Raw genomic sequence first — 13682 nt, 5'->3', positions numbered from 1 at the left:
GCGGCTTCTGCCCTCCTATTTCCTGCGCTGCTGGCGTGGTGCCGATTTCCTACACCGCCGCCTCTCCAAATCACACCAGGAGAGCTACAGAGAGATGCGGGCCGGTGCTGATCCCCGGCTTCACATGTACCGTCGCATGTCGGAAGAGCCGACCTACCCTCTGCGGATGCGTACCCACGCCCTAGCACCATTCGGATCGCGCCAGGATTGAGCGTCCATGCGTACACCCATGCCCGTCAGCCCGGGCCTTCCGCATCTCTCTGTAGCCCTCGGTTGTTAAAGACCAGTCAGCGCCAGGCCGATCCCGTGACACCCGCCGCCGCAACACGCACGCCCCTTGAGGCTCGACCTGCCCTCTGCTTCCTGTCGGGCTTCCCGGCTCCGTATCGCTTGCCGAGGTCGTTTCGCGTTTGTTGCTGCGATGGGATGTACTGTACCGATATCGGTATGAGGCGTCAATACCGAAATCGGTACGTGGCGGATATTTTTTTGCCCCTGCGTTTTGCGCTGCCGCCCAGACGCAAAAAAGCCCCGTCGCGCGGGGCTTGTGTTGGAGTGGGGCGGCTCAGTTGGCCAATGGCGCCGGGGTGGTGCCTACCAATCGCTGGGCTTGTGGATGGATGTTCCTGGGATAGTGTCTGGAAACTGCGAAGAGGATAGGGCTGAGGTGCTCACGGCCCTGATGAAGTTTGAAGCCTTGATCAGCTCTTTGGACATCGACCGCTTTCCCGGAGCGATGACGCCAACAACTTTTTTGGGATGGTGGTTTCTGACAAGCCGTATGGACTCTGCCAGATCGCTGTCGCCAGAGATCACTATCGCGCAGTCAAACTTGTCCAGCCAAGCGTCGTTCAGAAGATGCACCGCTAGGTTCACGTCGGAGCCTTTTTCTGTGGTCTCCAGCACTCTTGCATGCTTCGCTCCGTTGATCGGCGTGACTAGGCGCTTGGTCACCTCGTAAGTCCGGAACAGTCCTTTGATGACCTGCGTCTCTGGGCACACATGCCTGAGGGCACGCAAGTAGGCCTGCTGATGGTGGGGCTTGTCTGGATCTGCTGGGGTTCCCGACACAAAGGCGGTGAAGTACTTGATTGTGTCGATCTGGTTGTGAGGGTCCAGCAAGTGCTCGCACATGGCGCGGATGTTGAGCCACTTGTAGGGCGTCCCCTTGAGGGCGCCAAAGTAGAGATTAAAGCCATCTACGTACACGCTTGTACGGTAAGTCATCAACTCTCCCCACAAAAAGCAAGGGCCCCAGAAGGGGCCCCGCAGCCCATGTCTAAGACATGGGGGTTGTAGCCTCGTATTTTACACAGAATCCTTGCCGACTCAAGACCCGTCTGCAAGCATCCCCCGGACGCGCGCCGCGCCCCGACGTGTTGACGCCAGCTACTCGCGGCCCAGCTCGGCCAGCGTGTCCTGCAGCGTCTTGATGAGCCGCTCAACGTCCTCGGGCGGCATCTCGATCCAGGTCGTGGAGACGGGAAGGCCGGCCGATGTCTTCGCCGTGTGCTTGAGGCCGATCAGCGTCTTGCCGCCCTCGGTGCGCGTGCGGACGCTGGTGAACTGGAGCAGGGGTGCTGGAGTCATGGCGCCATCGTGGCATGAAAAAGCCCGCTCGGTGCGGGCATTGTCTTTGCAATCAATTGCAAAAATGGGCGACTAGTTTTTGCTTCTAATCTTTTTTGAGATGAGCCAAAGCCTCTTTGGCCTCGGCTTCTGCGTGGGCCTGTTGCTCAGCGCCCTGTTTCACTGCCTTGGAGATTTCCTGAAGCGGACGCGGATCGATATCTATCACGCGATCACTATGCTCGTACATTGAATCTTTTACACGATGCCCCAGGTGCACCAAATACAGCTGGGTGCCCTCGCGACGCGCAAATTTCATGCACGGAACAAAATCACTATCACCAGTGACCAGCACGATAATCTGAACTTGTTTCTTCAGGGATAAGGCGGCGATGTCCATGCCAATCCGCATGTCCACGCCTTTTTGCGTGATTGCTGGCTTCAGATCTTCCGCTGAAATCGTCAGCTGTTTTCCTTGGGCCCTGTCCAGCCTCCTGGCGTTGACAGTCCAGCCGTTGAAGCTGAGCTCCCCAAGACGCACAGCGAACATGGGCAGCCTGCTGAGCAGCGAAAACAATTTTTTGGAGCGCCCTACAATTTCTTGCTTGCCGAACTCCAGGCTTCCGCCCTCCAGCGGTTTTTCCGCTGAAGCCTCTAGAGGCATGGAGTCGTAGTAGTAGACGCGATGCAGCCTGCTAGCCTCGAGCTCTGGAGACCCTGCGATGCGCTTGACGAGCTCATCGAAGGTTTCTGCGGTGGCTGGATTGGGGGCTGTGCCTAGCTTTCGCTTGGCGAAGCCGCCATCAATGAGGACAGCGTAGCAAGTGTTCATGTCTCGCAAAAAAAATTGGCCGCCGAACAGGTCGAAGGTCGAGGCCTTCTGTTACATGTCACCTGTGGGCAGCCGTTTTTATGTGTGGCGGATCTTAGCTAGAAATTTCTGTGGACAGTGTGGATAAGTTAAATTTAAACCACTTTTTTTGTGTAACGAGCGCGCCGAGACAAGTTCGCGCGGGCCGCCTGGAACTACATCCCATGGACTACAGGATTGACTGCTTCAGCCTTGATAAGTTCCTGGCGCGGCGGACGTCTCAGCTGGCATCCTACAGCCGTACCCCTGTGCATCAACGTCAACTTTCCCCGCTACAACCTCGCGGCGTCGGTCCTGCGCTCAGCACCTACAGCTTGCTGGCGTCCTGTGCCAGGCGCACTTGGTAGACGATGTTCAGCGTTGGCGACGCCTCATCCACTGCGGCCAGGAACATGCTGACGTTGCCGCCTGGTCGCTTCCAGTTGCAGCTATATCCTTTTGTGATGGTCCCGGAAAAATGTTCGCAGCTCAATGGGTCGCCGTACTTTGATGTCAACGCTTCGCGGATCTGCTTTCCAGCAAGCTCCGCCTCTGAGTAGACCTTCTTCTCGCCAAGACCTAGGGTCACTTGGTGGAGCCGATCATTCAGGAAGTAGTACTTGGCGTTGAACTTTGTGTTGGCCACGACCACACCTTGCCGCTCCAGCAGCTTTGATGCGCCGTTGTACAGCGACTCGGGGGCTTGCTCAGCATCCACAACTTCTGCCGATGTCGCTTTGACTTCCTGTGGCGTCATTCCGTACACTGCGCCGCCCCAAAGCTCTAGCCCAGAGACTGGCGCGGCAACGGCAGGCGCGACCTGCTCAGGCGCCGGCTTTTCGCCGCACGCGACAAGGGTCGCACATGCTGCAGCAATCAACGCCCACTTCATCCCTCTCTCCTTCTTCAGAGCTTGGTTCCCATCCATATCGCGCGACCCTGGATTAAGGCTTCGGCCTTTCCGTCAACCACGATGTCTGGATGCTCGTCTTTGTCCGCATTGTCAGATACGGCATGCCATACATCGCTTACCCTCTGGAAGCGCTTCACGAGCATGTCCCCGTCCCAGGAGAACGCGTAGATACTGCCATTGCGCGGCTCTTTATCTGCCCGGTTCAGCAGCAAGATGGAGCCATCTCTGATGGTCGGCTCCATGCTGGTCCCCACCACATTGACCACTGCTGCGTTCAGTGGACTGACGCCTGCGGCGCGAAGGAAGTCTCGACGGAACTGAAGGGCGCTCAGGTGCTCGACAACGCCGTTTGACCGACCTGGCCCAGCGCCCACCTCGACGCTCAGGCGCGATATCTGGATGTAGTCATCCTCATCATCCACCTGCCCACGAAGCAGGGTGTCTATGTCGACGCGGAAGTAGTCGGCGAACTTCTGCAGCGACTCCATCCGGACCCCGGTTTCTCCGTTCTTGATCCGTCCAAGCGTGCCTTGCCCGATGTCGTAGCCATCCCGCTTCATTTCAGCCCGAAGCCCAGCGATGGACTTCTCGCCGAAGAGCATGGCGGCGTTCGCCGCGAGGGTTTCGTTGTTCGCTCCTTGCATGCGCGCGATTCTTTGCGCTTGATGTACCGATATCGGTATGTTAGAGTTGTACCGAAATCGGTTTATAGCTCTATCCATGAACACACCCATCACCACCTATTTGCAAGAGAAGTTGACCGAGGTCGGTACAGCTGGCTTCGAGCAGCTGGCCGCTGACACGGGAGTCAAGGTCAGCTTCATCCGCAAGTTCTTCTACGGCGGACGCGAAAACCCTCGCGTCATGACCATCCAGCCGCTCCTGGATCACTTTCAGGCCCAGGACCGCCGTGCGGCCCGCCGCCGCGCCCCCGCCCAGCCCAAGGAGGCCAGCAATGTTTGAGCCACACAAGTCTTTCGTGATCGATCTGTGCAAGGCGATGGGCCTGAGTACGGACCACCTGGTGTCGTTCCGCATCTCCCAAGGTGAGGACGGAACACTCATCCCGCGCGTCCGGGCCGAGTACGTGATGCCGCATGAGTTCGGCGAGCCTGCCCAGAGGGTTCTGCGCGAGTTCTCCCTGGTGGCTACTCCGGTTTCGTCCCAGGTAGTCGGGACCGTGGATAGATCTGTGTCCCTGTCAACGCTATTTGAAACGACCCATCGGGTAGTTGATTCACGGGACCCTGCCCACATCGAAGGGAGCGCTGATCGTCCATCCACTGAGACCAGCCCTCTGAAAACAACTGGCGAATTTCGGTCTGAGTGACCGCAACCCTGTACTCGTTGCCCTCCATGTCGAACATCAAAACCGTCCCGCGCTGCGTTACGCGCCTCTCTGTATTGCTCATGGCCGAGGCCCTTTCTGTGAATGGTGTGTGGAATCTTCATTCTAGAGAGGCGTCCTCGGCCGCCCAGCCCAAGGAGCAGGCCCATGGCTGAGCCGCAGTATCGCTTTGGTGGACCCATTCCCGAGGGCGCGCGCCGGCTGAAGGAGCGCCGCGAAGCCAGGGAGCAAGGCGCTCTGTGGCGTGAGGCTGAGGCGCGGCGCGCCGACGCCAAGGCTCCCCTGAACAGTTGCGCAGGAGCATTCGCGCACATGACTGCGACGGAGGTGAGCGAGGCGCTGGCCAGCGACACGCAAAAGAAGCTGGCCGAGCAAGTGCGCTCGCTCAAGGTGTCTCTGGAAGCCGAGTGGGAGTCCCGTGGCGTTGACATGTCCGCGCTGTACCACCCGGCATATGGCGGGATCGTCAGGCCGAAGTTGCTGGCTGTTGATCGTCTGGGGATGCTTGCTTCTGAGTGCGGCGCGACTGCAAATCCGCAATCGCAATCTCCAGGGACGAATCGTGAATGTCCTCGAGCGTCAGCTTGTCCCTCGGGATGCTGTGCTCGTACGTCAGATCCAGATCGACCCATCCATATGCAGTCTTCAACGTCCGCTGAACACGGATCTGTTTCCCGATGACTGCCACCTCGAATTTCTCCGCTTTGTCGCTCATGTTCGCCCTCCTTGGCGATGTTGGTAACGGTTTGGAAGCCACCAGCATAGCCCAGCGAGTGGCGGGCACCTTTTCCTGAATTCAACCCAACAAGAACTGCCTGGAGGGCAACAAAACCATGTCGTACAGCAACCGCCGCCTCATCCGTAAGCCCCACGCACTCCTGCGCCTCAATGAAGAAGAGATGCGCGAATTCGAATGGCTGGTCCAAGAAGAGGGCGGCGGCGCGCCGGCCGAGATTTATCGCAATGCGCTGCTGGAGCTGATTCGTGAGCGTCGTCATGCGGCAAATCCTATGTCCGCAAAGCGTGTTGACAGCAATGCATTCACCCGCCTGGCCGCCGTCTAGGCCAGCCCCAAACCACACGGAGACCACATGCAGCCACCGCCGCACACAGAGGACCGCATAGACCTCGAAGGCTTTGCAGAAGAAGACATTGCAGCTATCGAAACTGTAGCTGCAGAGCGCGGCATCTCGTTTGACGACGCCGTCAAACAGCTGCTGCTGGAAGACATCAAGAAGCGCCGCGAGAAGGCCAAGAAGGGCGTCCTGGCGCGCCTGTTCGGTTTCTCCTCCGCCAATAAACGGTAACCCCAGAGTAACTGCAAAGCAGCAATCCCATGAAGCCCACCGCATTCCACATCCCCACTCGCCCCGTGATGGCCGGCACCAAGCCTCACAAGCCCACCGTCCCGACCGCGATCAACCAGATCCGCGTGGTCAGCGGCGCAAAGAGCCGCATTGACAACGACCGCCGCCGGGCAAATCGCCTGGCCTCGATATGAAAGGGCCCAACAAAAAAGCCTGCGGCTGTTAGGCGGCAGGCGATCTTTGTGTCTGGTCTCGGTTGCACCCGGGATTCAGACGAGTTTGAAAAGCACATGCGCATTTTATGGCCTCACCGGGCCAGCGCACAAGAGGAAATTGATGGCACGCATCCGCACCATAAAACCGGAATTCTTCACAAGCGAGGACATCGTGTCTTTGTCGCCGCTGGCACGCCTCTTTTACGTGTCACTGTGGTGTGAAGCAGACCGCGAAGGGCGCTTCGAGTGGAAGCCCAAGACGTTCAAGCTGCGCTATCTGCCCGGCGACGATTGCGACGTTGACGCCCTCGGCCAGGAGCTGATCGACGCCGGCCTGATCGGCCTGTATGAAGTCGATGGAAAGCTGTACGCCGAGATCCCGACCTTCGCCAAGCACCAGATCATCAACAACCGAGAGGCTGCAAGCGAAATTCCGGCTCGGAAGTCCACCCCGTCAGGCACGCGTGAAGCACGCGTGAAAGCGGAAGGGAAGGAAGGAAAGGAAGGAAAGGATGGACGCGTGCCGTCATCTGCCGATGCCAACACGCCAGCCGACACCAAGCCTCCGGCCCTGGTGACATCGATCCCCCTGATCGACAAAACCGAACACCCGATCACCGAGGCAATGGCTGCGGAGTGGGCTGAGGCATACCCCGCTGTCGACGTGACCCAGCAGCTGCGGGAGATGCGGGCTTGGTGCCTGGCCAACCCGAAGAACCGCAAGACTGCGACAGGTATCGCCCGCTTCGTGACGACTTGGCTGGGCCGGGAGCAGGACAAGGCCCCGAGGGTCAACGGCGGCGGCCAGAAGCCCGGCTCCGATGGCGTGGGAAGGAGCTTCGTGTGATCGGCCATACCCCACTGCTGAAGATGCGCCGCGACGGCGTGCTGCCGAACGACGTGATCCGCGTTGTCGACAGCGCCCACGGCTTCGACCGCGAGTGCGCCCGCTGCTGGAACACCTGCCCGAACCCCATCACAGGTCAGTTGATGCCCCATGTGCTGCTGGAGCAAGAAGACGTGCCGGAGCGCGTCGACTTCCGCTTTTGCATCAGCCTGAAAGTCCATCTGGAGGCCAAGCGCGATGCCGGCCGAGCCCAGCGCCTCTTCAAAGCAATCCGTGACGCACAGCCCGATTCGCTGATCTGCGTCATGCCCGAACACATCTGGTTTTTCTCGAAGGAGCAAGGCGGCAATGGCAAACGTATTCACGCCTGACGACGTAGATTTCGCGGCCTATGAGCACGAGACGGACGCGCAGCAGAAGGTCCGCCCAGCATCGGCCTGGGTCCAGGAGCTGATCGACCGCATCCGCAATCCCATCCGCGCCAAGCAGGCCCTCATGCCCTGGCGAAAAACCGCCGAGTTGCTGCAGTTCCGCCCGGGCGAGGTGACGCTGTGGGGCGGCGCGAACGGCAACGGCAAGTCGCTGGTGACCGGACAAGTCGCGCTGTCGCTGTGCGGCCAGGGCGAGCGCGTGGCAATCGCCTCGTTCGAGATGAAGCCCATCAAGACGCTGGAGCGCATGGGCCGGCAGTGGTCGGGCACGAACCCTGCTCACCCGGCCTATGCGGGCAACGCGGACGGCCAGCGCATCTTGATCGACACCTACGAGCAGTTCCGCGACTGGACCGACGACAAGTTGTGGCTTTACGACCAGCAGGGCACCGTGACCACCACCCAGGTCTGTGCTGTGGTCCGCTATGCAGCCGTCGAGCTGGGCGTCACGCATTTCATGGTCGACAGCCTCATGAAATGCGTGCAGGGCGAGGACGACTACAACGGCCAGAAGGCCTTCGTGGACGAACTCACCGCCATCGCCCGCGACCACGGCCTGCACATCCACCTGATCCACCACATCAAGAAGCCGGCGAGCGAGGACCACAAGCCCAGCAAGTACGACATGAAGGGCTCGGGCGCCATCACTGACCAGGTGGACAACGTGATCGCCGTCTGGCGCAACAAGCCAAAGGAGCGCAAGCGCGAAGAGGGCTTGCTGACCGACGAGGCCGACGTGAAAGAGCCCGACTGCCTGCTGATCTGCGACAAGCAGCGCAACGGCGAGTGGGAGGGCTCCATCGGCCTCTGGTTCGAGCGCGACAGCCAGCAATTCGTCGCATCGCATGGCGACGAGCCCCTGATTCTCTACACGCCGGAGGTTGCATGACGCCCGAGAAGCAAAAGCAAAAGCTCGCCGGCCAGACGGCCATCGCGCAGAAGGTGTTCCAGGCCGTGCCCATCGCCGAGGCCTGGACCGTCGCCCAGATCTCGCAAGCCCTGCATCGCACGACCGGCGCCCGCCTGGACCGCCACACGCTGCAAGGCTGCCTGCGCGCCCTGGCCGACTCCGACCTCATCCGCTCCACGGAGCACGGATCGCTGCACCAGCGCGTCGCTGTTTCCGCCGCTCAATCCACCCCGCCCAAGACCAAGGAATCGACCGTGACCCAGCCCGCCAAGCCCGCCACTCCCCAACAAGCCGCGCCCGCGTCGGCCATCGATGTGCTGGGCTGCCTGGCCCAGAAGATGCGCGCCCTGGCGGATGAAGTGGACGCCGCCGCGCTGGCCCTGGAGGAAGAGCAAAGCCGAACCACGGGCGAGGCCGCAAAGCTGAAGCAGCTCAAGGCCCTGCTGAAGGAAATCGCATGACCACCTGCAGCACCTGCGTGCACTGGCAACGCAAAGAGACCGACCCAGGCATGCGCCGCCTCGGCTACGCCCAGTGCATGAAGCGCACCAAGGGCCACACGTACAGCTCAACTGCGCCGGCCTGCGAACAGCACAAGGCAGTAACTCAAGAGCAGGCCACCAAGCGGGCCGAGTGGATCAACAAAGGAGTGGGGCAATGAGGATCGATTTGAAAGAGGGCGAGAAGCTCTACATCTGCGACTTCTGCGGCATGTCGTCCGAGGCTGACGCGCATTTCATAGTGGCTCGAAACGGTGCCACTTGCATCTGCGAAGAGTGCGCCAAGAGCGCCGCGCAGTTCATCAACGAGACCAAGGCATCGAAGGAGGCAGCATGAGCAAGACACAGAGCGAGGCGCTGAGGCTGGCGCTCGAGTTTGAAATTTGCGAGGACTTCGACATCAACCCATCGATCATCGATGCAGCCGCAGCGGCCGCCGAGCTGCGCCGCCTGTACGCAGAGAACATCGCGCACAAGGCCGATGTCATGAGCTTCCACTACGCCATGAAAGACGCCGGATGGCACCCTGGCCGCACCGATGACCTGCTGACCGACATCATCCGCGCCAAGGGCAAGGAGCTGATTCAGGTGCACGCAGAGAACAAGGCCCTGCGTGGCTTGGCCGCTACCTGCTACGCCGGCTTGGGCGCTGAATGCAACCTCCCCGAGAACTGGCTGGATGCTCTGAAAGCGGCGGCTGACGGTGAGCCCTTCGAAACCGAGGGCCTGCTGCCGTTCAATGCAGCCGAGGCGCGCGACGAGACCATCCGGCAGTTGGAGGCACAGATCAAGGCCCTGCGCGAAGTGCTGCAGGCCGTCGAGATGGATGTGGTCTACGTGGGCAGCGGTGAGAACGTGATCAGCGATGCGACGCGCGCCAAGGTCGAGGCGGTGCTTGGGAAGTTCGGAGCGCCTCAGGCAGTTACCCAGCCAGTTGGCGATGATCGTGAGGCGTTCGAGGCCTGGGCCAAAAGCCAGCCCATGATCCTTGATCTAAGCCCACGAGGTGATGGCTACGCGGGCGCGTTTGCGCAGACGACATGGATGGGCTGGAAGGCTCGTGGGGCAGTTCTGGCGCCCCAGGCAGCAGCCAAGAATGGAGGCGCAGCATGAGCACCGAACGCGAAATGCTCGAAGCAGCGGCACGGGCCATGGGCATGCACGTCCTGGCAGAAAGCGAGCCGTGGCCGTCCGAGTGCGAGGGATGGTTTTTCAAGGAAGTGGATGGTCAGGCCTATCTGTGGAATCTCGACGGCCCGGCGAGGCCGTGGAACCCGCGACACTCCAAGGAGCAATCCATGGACTTGATGGCCGCCCTGCGCATCAGCGTGGAGCACAACGACCCCTACGACCGCCATCCCTGGGTCTGCGCCAGCGTGTGGACGGACGGCGATTCTTCGGCGCAGCAGTACCTCGAAGACGTCCCCGACGAGTCCCAGCGTGCCGACCGCATGCGCCTGGCCATCCTGCGCTGTGCTGCGGATCAAGCGCCGAAGGAGCAAGCATGAGCGCCCTCAACACCCAAGCAGGCGGCACCCACTACAAGGACTGCCCCATCCAGCCCATCCAGTACATCCACGCCAACGGGCTTGATTTCTTCCAGGGCAACATCGTGAAGTACGCCACCCGGCACAAGGCCAAGAACGGTGCCGAGGATCTGCGCAAGGTCATCCACTACGCCCAGCTTGCACTGGAGCTGCAGTACGGCATCAAGCCCGCTGACGAGCTCGCAGACATGGTTCGGGCCGGGAAGGGGGCCACGTCCTGGAAAGACCCGGGCTGCTGGTGCGAGGCGTGCGATCTGGCCGCGAACGGCCCTTTCCGCTCGCGTATGAGCCTGTGTCCGGCCTGCGGCGACAAGCGCTGCAAACGGTCCAAGGACCACCGGGAGAACTGCAGCAACCCAGCGCAAGCCCAGGCGGGGAAGGGGGCTCAGGCATGAGCGACCGCGCGCCCATCGATCCACAGGTGGCCGTGGACTACATGCTCCAGACCGCGCCCCGCTACGCCGCTGCGAAAGCAAAGCGCGTGCAGCTGGAGGAGTTCCGCAAGAGCAAGAAGGCCATCCTGATGCAGCAGTCCGAAGGGAAGACCGTGGCGGACCGCGAGGCCTCTGCATACGCCCACCCGGAGTACATCGAGCTGCTGAATGGCCTGGAAGCTGCCGTGGAGGCCGAAGAACTCTTCCGCTGGAAGATGAAGGCGGCAGAGCTGCAGGTGGAGATTTGGCGCAGCCAGGAGGCAAGTAGCCGCGCAGAGGGGAGGGTGGTTCGATGAAAGCCGACCAACTGGCAGAGATCATTCTTCGCGCATCGACCCGCAACTTGGATGATGAAGTTCGGATCGTCGTTCACAACCCGGGGAAGGTTGGGCCGCGTTCTTCTGTCCCCCTTCAGGTGGCTGGATACGGGATGGATTGGGAGCGCGGCACGTTCGAGTTGATCCCGGCCATGCCTCTGACTCGCCTGACACCAGAGGATGTGGCCGCGATCCACAAGAGCGTCAGCGCAGGCTCATCCTGGCATGCATACCAGGCGCACAAGAAGCTGCACGAGCGCATTCAGCAGCTTGAGGCCGAGATTGCGGCACTGAAGGGAGGCCAATGACCTTCCGCCGCACACGTTGTGCCCACTGCCGCGCCAAGCTCACGCCAGAGCGCCCGAGCCAGATCGTCCACGCCGAATGCGCAGAGCCCTACGCCATCGCCAAGCGCGAGAAGGAAGAGCGAGCCCAGGCCAAGGCGGTGCGCATGGCCGCCAGGGTCGAGAAGGCTGAAACGCGTCGGCGCAAGGCAGCTCTGATGACTGCCCAAGACGCCCGCAGGATCGCCCAGCGCGCCACCAATGCATTCGTCCTGGCCCGTGACCATGGACTGCCCTGCATCTCATGCGGAAAGACTGGAGAGGGCGCATACCACGCAGGGCACTACAGGAGCTGTGGATCAGCCCCGCACCTGGCTCTTGATCTGCGCAACATCCACCGCCAATGCGCGCCCTGCAACCTACACCTGCACGGCAACCTCATCGAATACCGCAAGGGTCTGATCGCGCGCTTTGGCGAGGACTTTGTTCTGACCTTGGAAGCAGACGAGACGCCCCGCGCGTACAAGAAACACGATTACGAGGCAATCGCTGCAGAGCGCCGCGCCGCCACCCGAGAGCTGAAGAAAGGGGATCGCCATGGATGAACAGAACTACCTGGATCAGATGCTTAACGAGTGGCTCGCACGGTGGCACCGCTGGACCGCAGGCTACCGCTATCAGGCGCAGCCGGATGAGCGCGAGGATGAGCCCAGCATCTGGGAAGACCCAGCACGCAGCATCAACGAGCTGCAGTCATTCGAGGCGTCGATCTACGACATTCAGGAGCCGCACCGAACGTGCCTGATGATCCAAGCTCGAAACCTGGCATGCAGAGCAAATGTGTGGACAAGCCAGAGGCTGCCAGCCGATCCGAAAGAGCGGTTTGTATTGCTGCAGGAGGCCAGAAATCAACTCGCAGCCAAGATGATCAAAAAAGGGTTGCTGTCAGTTGACACAGCCTGAAAAATCGCTACTATCTGATCCGGGTGCGGTGGTGCGCCCAAAATTACCAAGGCCTCGATTGCTCACGCAGTCGGGGCTTTCTTGTTTCATCCCCTGATCCAGCCAGGGCCGCCCCCGAGAGGTATGACGGGGCGGTGATCTCCTCCGCAAGCGCGGCGGCGCTGGATAGTTCGCGAACGGCATTTCCCCTGTGGCATTGGCCATAAGTCCGAAGGGGCGACCAATTCAAGGCTCCGCTTGTGCGGGGCTTTTTCGTTTCCGCCGCCACCAGGTGCACCCGGCAAAGCATGCATTGCGCATGGGGTGCAAGGCCTGCGTGGCGGCTCCTGTTCCACCATCAAGGAGATCCACATGTCCCAGACAGAAGAAGCCGAAGGCGTTGTTTACCGCCATCTCGAAGATTCCATGGAGCGAATCATCCCGGCGCAGCCTCATGTGCTGGCACCTGACTTGGGCCAGAAGGTGGAGATCCTCCACGATGGCGTTCGTCGCCTGCTCTTCGTGAATGGGCACCTCATCGGCCAGCTGCTGAAGCTCGAAACGCCACGCGGCGTGGGCATGTTGGCCGGCGTCCTGGACATCAGCTTCGTGGCTTCCGAGATCGTGGAGCGCAAGGTGAGCCGCGATGAGTTCAACGCCCTCAAGTCCGAGGGCGTGGCGAGGAGCTGACGATGAAAGAGCGCATCGCCAAGCTCCTCGACTACATGACCAAGCAGCAGGCGCTGGCGCTGGGCTTCACCAACCATGGTGCGATTTACGGCATCCCCTGCTGGATTGGCGAGACCGACGCCAAGGGTCCGATGGTGGCTGCGAAGTGGGGTCCAGCCGAGTACCTGATCTCGCTGGGCCACTGGGTCACAGGCCTGACGCTCTCGATGCTGGGGCGCGAGCCCAATTTCCGCATCCAGATCGGCCGCGAGATCCGCTGAGGTGCTGCCATGGGCCAGCGACCACGCATCAGCGCGCTGCCGCTGAGGATCCAGAAGGCCGACTCCCGCAAGCTGCAGCAGGCCCCGCGCCTGGGTGCCACTGGCCGATCCAGGGGACGAGCCAGGCAAGAGGCTCGGCTGCGGATCTGGTTGCGGGATGGCCCGCGCTGCGCCTGCTGCGGCGGCAACCACGTCGCCGGCTTCGGAGTGGAGGTCGAGACCTTCGCCCGCGTCGGCGAAGACACCACATACCCCGACCTGCCAGAGACGGCAGAAGCACTCCAGCGCCTGAAAGACGGCGCCTGAACTGAGAAAGGG

Annotated in this window: 26 protein-coding genes; 20 read left to right on the top strand and 6 right to left on the bottom strand. The window is 61.2% G+C overall.

Annotated features, from left to right (window positions below; translation table 11 throughout):
- Positions 1-594: 594 nt before the first annotated feature.
- The 5 genes from ACFPFG_RS10835 to ACFPFG_RS10815 form a co-directional block, all read right to left on the bottom strand.
- Complete coding sequence (locus tag ACFPFG_RS10835; protein ID WP_016449467.1) at positions 595-1227, bottom strand: NYN domain-containing protein; 633 nt, start codon at positions 1225-1227, stop codon at positions 595-597.
- 162 nt (positions 1228-1389) lie between these two features.
- Positions 1390-1590: a hypothetical protein gene (locus ACFPFG_RS10830; RefSeq protein ID WP_380106474.1), complete on the bottom strand. Its 201-nt coding sequence runs from the start codon at positions 1588-1590 to the stop codon at positions 1390-1392.
- 85 nt (positions 1591-1675) lie between these two features.
- A complete protein-coding gene (locus ACFPFG_RS10825; RefSeq protein WP_380106472.1) occupies positions 1676-2401 on the bottom strand; it encodes an NYN domain-containing protein in 726 nt (241 codons plus the stop codon).
- A gap of 346 nt (positions 2402-2747) precedes the next feature.
- Positions 2748-3311 (bottom strand): hypothetical protein, encoded by a 564-nt coding sequence (locus ACFPFG_RS10820; RefSeq protein ID WP_267179295.1) that lies wholly within the window; start codon positions 3309-3311, stop codon positions 2748-2750.
- A 14-nt stretch (positions 3312-3325) separates the two neighbouring features.
- Positions 3326-3976, bottom strand: coding sequence for a LexA family transcriptional regulator (locus ACFPFG_RS10815; RefSeq protein WP_012205934.1), 651 nt, complete (start codon positions 3974-3976; stop codon positions 3326-3328).
- Between the two features lie 76 nt (positions 3977-4052).
- On the opposite strand from ACFPFG_RS10815, the gene ACFPFG_RS10810 reads away from it, so the two are divergent.
- Entirely contained in the window at positions 4053-4295 is a 243-nt protein-coding gene (locus tag ACFPFG_RS10810) for a hypothetical protein (protein ID WP_380106469.1), read from the top strand.
- An 851-nt stretch (positions 4296-5146) separates the two neighbouring features.
- Here ACFPFG_RS10810 and ACFPFG_RS10805 read toward each other — a convergent pair.
- The gene (locus ACFPFG_RS10805; protein ID WP_380106467.1) at positions 5147-5395 is read right to left on the bottom strand and encodes a hypothetical protein; all 249 of its coding nucleotides are present in this window, start codon (positions 5393-5395) and stop codon (positions 5147-5149) included.
- Between the two features lie 118 nt (positions 5396-5513).
- On the opposite strand from ACFPFG_RS10805, the gene ACFPFG_RS10800 reads away from it, so the two are divergent.
- The 19 genes from ACFPFG_RS10800 to ACFPFG_RS10710 all read left to right on the top strand — a co-directional run bounded on the left by ACFPFG_RS10800 (position 5514) and on the right by ACFPFG_RS10710 (position 13670).
- Complete coding sequence (locus tag ACFPFG_RS10800) at positions 5514-5744, top strand: hypothetical protein (protein WP_074923716.1); 231 nt, start codon at positions 5514-5516, stop codon at positions 5742-5744.
- A 27-nt stretch (positions 5745-5771) separates the two neighbouring features.
- Entirely contained in the window at positions 5772-5987 is a 216-nt protein-coding gene (locus ACFPFG_RS10795) for a hypothetical protein (protein WP_252652698.1), read from the top strand.
- A gap of 29 nt (positions 5988-6016) precedes the next feature.
- Positions 6017-6181 (top strand): hypothetical protein, encoded by a 165-nt coding sequence (locus ACFPFG_RS10790; RefSeq protein WP_380106464.1) that lies wholly within the window; start codon positions 6017-6019, stop codon positions 6179-6181.
- Positions 6182-6323: 142 nt separating this feature from the next.
- Positions 6324-7049, top strand: coding sequence for a hypothetical protein (locus ACFPFG_RS10785; protein ID WP_380106462.1), 726 nt, complete (start codon positions 6324-6326; stop codon positions 7047-7049).
- Positions 7046-7420 (top strand): hypothetical protein, encoded by a 375-nt coding sequence (locus ACFPFG_RS10780; protein WP_380106460.1) that lies wholly within the window; start codon positions 7046-7048, stop codon positions 7418-7420. The genes ACFPFG_RS10785 and ACFPFG_RS10780 overlap by 4 nt, the downstream gene beginning before the upstream one ends.
- Positions 7398-8369 (top strand): DnaB-like helicase C-terminal domain-containing protein, encoded by a 972-nt coding sequence (locus ACFPFG_RS10775; RefSeq protein WP_380106458.1) that lies wholly within the window; start codon positions 7398-7400, stop codon positions 8367-8369. Before ACFPFG_RS10780 ends, ACFPFG_RS10775 begins: the two co-directional genes overlap by 23 nt.
- A complete protein-coding gene (locus ACFPFG_RS10770; RefSeq protein ID WP_380106456.1) occupies positions 8366-8851 on the top strand; it encodes a hypothetical protein in 486 nt (161 codons plus the stop codon). Before ACFPFG_RS10775 ends, ACFPFG_RS10770 begins: the two co-directional genes overlap by 4 nt.
- Positions 8848-9051, top strand: a complete 204-nt coding sequence (locus ACFPFG_RS10765; RefSeq protein WP_380106454.1) for a hypothetical protein — start codon at positions 8848-8850, stop codon at positions 9049-9051. The genes ACFPFG_RS10770 and ACFPFG_RS10765 overlap by 4 nt, the downstream gene beginning before the upstream one ends.
- Positions 9048-9227, top strand: coding sequence for a ClpX C4-type zinc finger protein (locus ACFPFG_RS10760; protein WP_380106453.1), 180 nt, complete (start codon positions 9048-9050; stop codon positions 9225-9227). The genes ACFPFG_RS10765 and ACFPFG_RS10760 overlap by 4 nt, the downstream gene beginning before the upstream one ends.
- A complete protein-coding gene (locus tag ACFPFG_RS10755) occupies positions 9224-10003 on the top strand; it encodes a hypothetical protein (RefSeq protein WP_380106451.1) in 780 nt (259 codons plus the stop codon). The genes ACFPFG_RS10760 and ACFPFG_RS10755 overlap by 4 nt, the downstream gene beginning before the upstream one ends.
- Positions 10000-10398 carry a hypothetical protein gene (locus tag ACFPFG_RS10750; RefSeq protein WP_016449449.1) on the top strand — a complete coding sequence of 133 codons (399 nt, stop codon included), beginning with the start codon at positions 10000-10002 and terminating at the stop codon, positions 10396-10398. The genes ACFPFG_RS10755 and ACFPFG_RS10750 overlap by 4 nt, the downstream gene beginning before the upstream one ends.
- Complete coding sequence (locus ACFPFG_RS10745) at positions 10395-10832, top strand: DUF3310 domain-containing protein (RefSeq protein WP_380106449.1); 438 nt, start codon at positions 10395-10397, stop codon at positions 10830-10832. Before ACFPFG_RS10750 ends, ACFPFG_RS10745 begins: the two co-directional genes overlap by 4 nt.
- Complete coding sequence (locus ACFPFG_RS10740; protein ID WP_380106447.1) at positions 10829-11167, top strand: hypothetical protein; 339 nt, start codon at positions 10829-10831, stop codon at positions 11165-11167. Before ACFPFG_RS10745 ends, ACFPFG_RS10740 begins: the two co-directional genes overlap by 4 nt.
- Positions 11164-11496, top strand: a complete 333-nt coding sequence (locus tag ACFPFG_RS10735; protein WP_012203863.1) for a hypothetical protein — start codon at positions 11164-11166, stop codon at positions 11494-11496. The genes ACFPFG_RS10740 and ACFPFG_RS10735 overlap by 4 nt, the downstream gene beginning before the upstream one ends.
- A complete protein-coding gene (locus tag ACFPFG_RS10730) occupies positions 11493-12077 on the top strand; it encodes a recombination protein NinG (protein ID WP_380106445.1) in 585 nt (194 codons plus the stop codon). Before ACFPFG_RS10735 ends, ACFPFG_RS10730 begins: the two co-directional genes overlap by 4 nt.
- A complete protein-coding gene (locus ACFPFG_RS10725) occupies positions 12070-12435 on the top strand; it encodes a hypothetical protein (RefSeq protein WP_380106443.1) in 366 nt (121 codons plus the stop codon). Before ACFPFG_RS10730 ends, ACFPFG_RS10725 begins: the two co-directional genes overlap by 8 nt.
- Positions 12436-12786: 351 nt before the next feature.
- Positions 12787-13104 carry a hypothetical protein gene (locus ACFPFG_RS10720; protein WP_380106441.1) on the top strand — a complete coding sequence of 106 codons (318 nt, stop codon included), beginning with the start codon at positions 12787-12789 and terminating at the stop codon, positions 13102-13104.
- A 2-nt stretch (positions 13105-13106) separates the two neighbouring features.
- Positions 13107-13364, top strand: coding sequence for a hypothetical protein (locus ACFPFG_RS10715; RefSeq protein WP_380106439.1), 258 nt, complete (start codon positions 13107-13109; stop codon positions 13362-13364).
- Between the two features lie 9 nt (positions 13365-13373).
- Positions 13374-13670 carry a hypothetical protein gene (locus tag ACFPFG_RS10710; protein ID WP_380106437.1) on the top strand — a complete coding sequence of 99 codons (297 nt, stop codon included), beginning with the start codon at positions 13374-13376 and terminating at the stop codon, positions 13668-13670.
- Positions 13671-13682: the final 12 nt, after the last annotated feature.

It is taken from the genome of Delftia deserti (assembly GCF_042653485.1).
In the GTDB taxonomy this organism is placed as follows: Bacteria; Pseudomonadota; Gammaproteobacteria; order Burkholderiales; family Burkholderiaceae_C; genus Comamonas; species Comamonas acidovorans.
Note: the sequence above shows the minus strand (reverse complement) of the source record. Positions and strands in the feature narration are given on the sequence as shown.

Coding starts and splice junctions, on each gene's coding strand:
- ACFPFG_RS10755 (WP_380106451.1), top strand. CDS start 9,224: ATGAGCAAGACACAGAGCGAGGCGCTGAGGCTGGCGCTCGAGTTTGAA.
- ACFPFG_RS10765 (WP_380106454.1), top strand. CDS start 8,848: ATGACCACCTGCAGCACCTGCGTGCACTGGCAACGCAAAGAGACCGAC.
- ACFPFG_RS10745 (WP_380106449.1), top strand. CDS start 10,395: ATGAGCGCCCTCAACACCCAAGCAGGCGGCACCCACTACAAGGACTGC.
- ACFPFG_RS10795 (WP_252652698.1), top strand. CDS start 5,772: ATGCAGCCACCGCCGCACACAGAGGACCGCATAGACCTCGAAGGCTTT.
- ACFPFG_RS10725 (WP_380106443.1), top strand. CDS start 12,070: ATGGATGAACAGAACTACCTGGATCAGATGCTTAACGAGTGGCTCGCA.
- ACFPFG_RS10835 (WP_016449467.1), bottom strand. CDS start 1,227: ATGACTTACCGTACAAGCGTGTACGTAGATGGCTTTAATCTCTACTTT.
- ACFPFG_RS10815 (WP_012205934.1), bottom strand. CDS start 3,976: ATGCAAGGAGCGAACAACGAAACCCTCGCGGCGAACGCCGCCATGCTC.
- ACFPFG_RS10775 (WP_380106458.1), top strand. CDS start 7,398: ATGGCAAACGTATTCACGCCTGACGACGTAGATTTCGCGGCCTATGAG.
- ACFPFG_RS10735 (WP_012203863.1), top strand. CDS start 11,164: ATGAAAGCCGACCAACTGGCAGAGATCATTCTTCGCGCATCGACCCGC.
- ACFPFG_RS10750 (WP_016449449.1), top strand. CDS start 10,000: ATGAGCACCGAACGCGAAATGCTCGAAGCAGCGGCACGGGCCATGGGC.
- ACFPFG_RS10830 (WP_380106474.1), bottom strand. CDS start 1,590: ATGACTCCAGCACCCCTGCTCCAGTTCACCAGCGTCCGCACGCGCACC.
- ACFPFG_RS10820 (WP_267179295.1), bottom strand. CDS start 3,311: ATGAAGTGGGCGTTGATTGCTGCAGCATGTGCGACCCTTGTCGCGTGC.
- ACFPFG_RS10715 (WP_380106439.1), top strand. CDS start 13,107: ATGAAAGAGCGCATCGCCAAGCTCCTCGACTACATGACCAAGCAGCAG.
- ACFPFG_RS10740 (WP_380106447.1), top strand. CDS start 10,829: ATGAGCGACCGCGCGCCCATCGATCCACAGGTGGCCGTGGACTACATG.
- ACFPFG_RS10760 (WP_380106453.1), top strand. CDS start 9,048: ATGAGGATCGATTTGAAAGAGGGCGAGAAGCTCTACATCTGCGACTTC.
- ACFPFG_RS10790 (WP_380106464.1), top strand. CDS start 6,017: ATGAAGCCCACCGCATTCCACATCCCCACTCGCCCCGTGATGGCCGGC.
- ACFPFG_RS10800 (WP_074923716.1), top strand. CDS start 5,514: ATGTCGTACAGCAACCGCCGCCTCATCCGTAAGCCCCACGCACTCCTG.
- ACFPFG_RS10730 (WP_380106445.1), top strand. CDS start 11,493: ATGACCTTCCGCCGCACACGTTGTGCCCACTGCCGCGCCAAGCTCACG.
- ACFPFG_RS10720 (WP_380106441.1), top strand. CDS start 12,787: ATGTCCCAGACAGAAGAAGCCGAAGGCGTTGTTTACCGCCATCTCGAA.
- ACFPFG_RS10805 (WP_380106467.1), bottom strand. CDS start 5,395: ATGAGCGACAAAGCGGAGAAATTCGAGGTGGCAGTCATCGGGAAACAG.
- ACFPFG_RS10825 (WP_380106472.1), bottom strand. CDS start 2,401: ATGAACACTTGCTACGCTGTCCTCATTGATGGCGGCTTCGCCAAGCGA.
- ACFPFG_RS10785 (WP_380106462.1), top strand. CDS start 6,324: ATGGCACGCATCCGCACCATAAAACCGGAATTCTTCACAAGCGAGGAC.
- ACFPFG_RS10810 (WP_380106469.1), top strand. CDS start 4,053: ATGAACACACCCATCACCACCTATTTGCAAGAGAAGTTGACCGAGGTC.
- ACFPFG_RS10710 (WP_380106437.1), top strand. CDS start 13,374: ATGGGCCAGCGACCACGCATCAGCGCGCTGCCGCTGAGGATCCAGAAG.
- ACFPFG_RS10770 (WP_380106456.1), top strand. CDS start 8,366: ATGACGCCCGAGAAGCAAAAGCAAAAGCTCGCCGGCCAGACGGCCATC.